Source organism: Streptomyces sp. C (assembly GCF_000158895.1).
GTDB classification, from domain to species: Bacteria; Actinomycetota; Actinomycetes; order Streptomycetales; family Streptomycetaceae; genus Streptomyces; species Streptomyces racemochromogenes.
Genome location: NZ_GG657750.1, coordinates 1,730,344 through 1,732,183, shown reverse-complemented (window position 1 = coordinate 1,732,183; position 1,840 = coordinate 1,730,344). Strand labels below are relative to the sequence as shown.

The 1,840-nt window shown below is 77.6% G+C and carries 2 protein-coding genes; both read right to left on the bottom strand.

The window, feature by feature from the left end:
- Positions 1 to 42: 42 nt before the first annotated feature.
- Positions 43 to 648: a hypothetical protein gene (locus SSNG_RS07650; protein ID WP_007263231.1), complete on the bottom strand. Its 606-nt coding sequence runs from the start codon at positions 646 to 648 to the stop codon at positions 43 to 45.
- A 150-nt stretch (positions 649 to 798) separates the two neighbouring features.
- The gene (locus SSNG_RS41935) at positions 799 to 1,713 is read right to left on the bottom strand and encodes a hypothetical protein (protein ID WP_050779571.1); all 915 of its coding nucleotides are present in this window, start codon (positions 1,711 to 1,713) and stop codon (positions 799 to 801) included.
- Between the last annotated feature and the right edge of the window lie 127 nt (positions 1,714 to 1,840).

Below are 1,840 nucleotides of genomic sequence, written 5' to 3'. Positions count from 1 at the left end.
TCCCTCCGCGATCGTCCGCCCGGCCGGCACCGCCCGCCCCGCTCACGCCGCGCCCGCCGCGCCCGCCGCCTGGTGTCCGACCGCCGCCTCCACCAGCGCCGGCCGGGGCACCACGATCCCGCAGCCCCCGCACACCGGCCCGTCCCACGACCACGCACCGGCCCACGCCGACGGCCCCGGCAGCGCGGCCGGCCAGCGCAGCTCCTCCTCGCCGCAGACCGGGCACGCGGTCCCCGGCTCCGACTCCAGGGCCGCGATCAGCCGCCGCAGCACCTCGCCCAGCGTCCCCTCCGGCCGCACGCCCGGGTCGGCGCACCGCACCACGGCGTCCCCGCTGCCGCTCCAGGCCCACTCCGGCCGCCGCACCCCGTCGTGCTTCTCGCGTCTGCGCCGCTCCGCGAACTGCCGCTCGTACTCCAGCCAGACCGCCCGCGCATCCTCCAGCTCCTCCAGCGCCGCGACGAGCCGCAGCGGGTCCGCGCCCCGGTCCTCGGGCGCGATCCCGTGCCGGTCGCACAGGTGCCACCACGTCGCCCGGTGCCCGTAGGGCGCGAAGCGCTCCAGGCAGCGGCGCAGCGAATGGCGCCGCAGGGCCCGGTCGTTGCGCGCGTCACGCACCTGATAGGCGAGACTCCGAAAACCTGCCACCGTACCTTCACCTCCGCCGTGCCATGCCCACACCACTGCCCGCATCACTCCGTCGAACGAAGCGACCCCCCGCGACGTGCCCAACATGCCCGGCAGGATGTGGGCGCATGCGGGGGCGGTCGAGGCGTGCGGGTGGCACATGGCCGGAACTCAGCGCCCCATGCGCCCCGCCCCGACCACGATCCGGGCCAGTTCCTCGTGGCAGATGTCGCTGTGCGCCCCCGACGGAGCACCGCCGCGGCACACCACGGAGCCCGCGTCCACGCTGACGCAACCGGCCTCCGGCAGCCCGCCCCGCAGGGCCGCCTCCAGGCTCAGCCGCGGCGCGCCGGGCACCGCCTGCACCCCGCCGTGCCCGACCGCGCCCCACCGTTCGTCGAAGCCGAGCAGACCGGCCGAATCCCCCGCCATCCGGGAGGCCAGCGGGTAGAACACGCGCAGCGCGGAGTCGTGGGCGGAATGGCAGGCCACCACCGGTCCGTCCACCCGGCGCTGGAGCCCGCCCAGGGCCCCGCCGCGCCGCCGGTCGTGCGGGAGCCGCTCGCTGAACGCGTAGTGGGAGAAGGCCCCCTGGAGCAGCGTCAGCGACTTCACGTGCCGCGCCCCGTCCGGCACGGCCCGCAGGGAGAAGGACACCACCCGGGCGCCGAAGCTGTGGCCGACCAGGTGGACGCGCAGGGCCGGCCGGCGTCCCGCGAGGTCGGTGAGGACCGGCCCGAGCCCGTGCTCGCCGACCACCCCGGCGCGCTTCTTCATCTCGTAGTACGTGGCCTGGCGCAGCAGCTCCTTGGCCCCGCTCCACAGGGCGCGCGCCCCGTCGCCGAGCGCGACCGCCGGCGCGCCCCCCGCTTCGGCCAGGGCCTCCGCCAGCGCCCGGCACACCTCGACCGTGTCCCGTACGAAGACGGCCGGCACCTCCGGGGCGACGGCCGCGCCCACCGGGTCGGCGTCCACGAGCCGGCGTACCAGCGCCCCGAACCGGGGGAGCGCGGCGAGCGGTTCGGGCTGCTCCGCGAGCAGCGCGGCGACCCCGTCGAGCTCCGCCTCCCGCCCCGGCCAGAACACCCCGAGGGCCGCGCGCGTTGGCGCCGTCGAGAGCCGTCCCGGCCCCCGCGCCCGGCAGGGCGCCGTGCGGGTCGAAGTCCGGGATCGGCTCGTCCGGGAAACGGATCGAAGGCCACACCACCCCCAC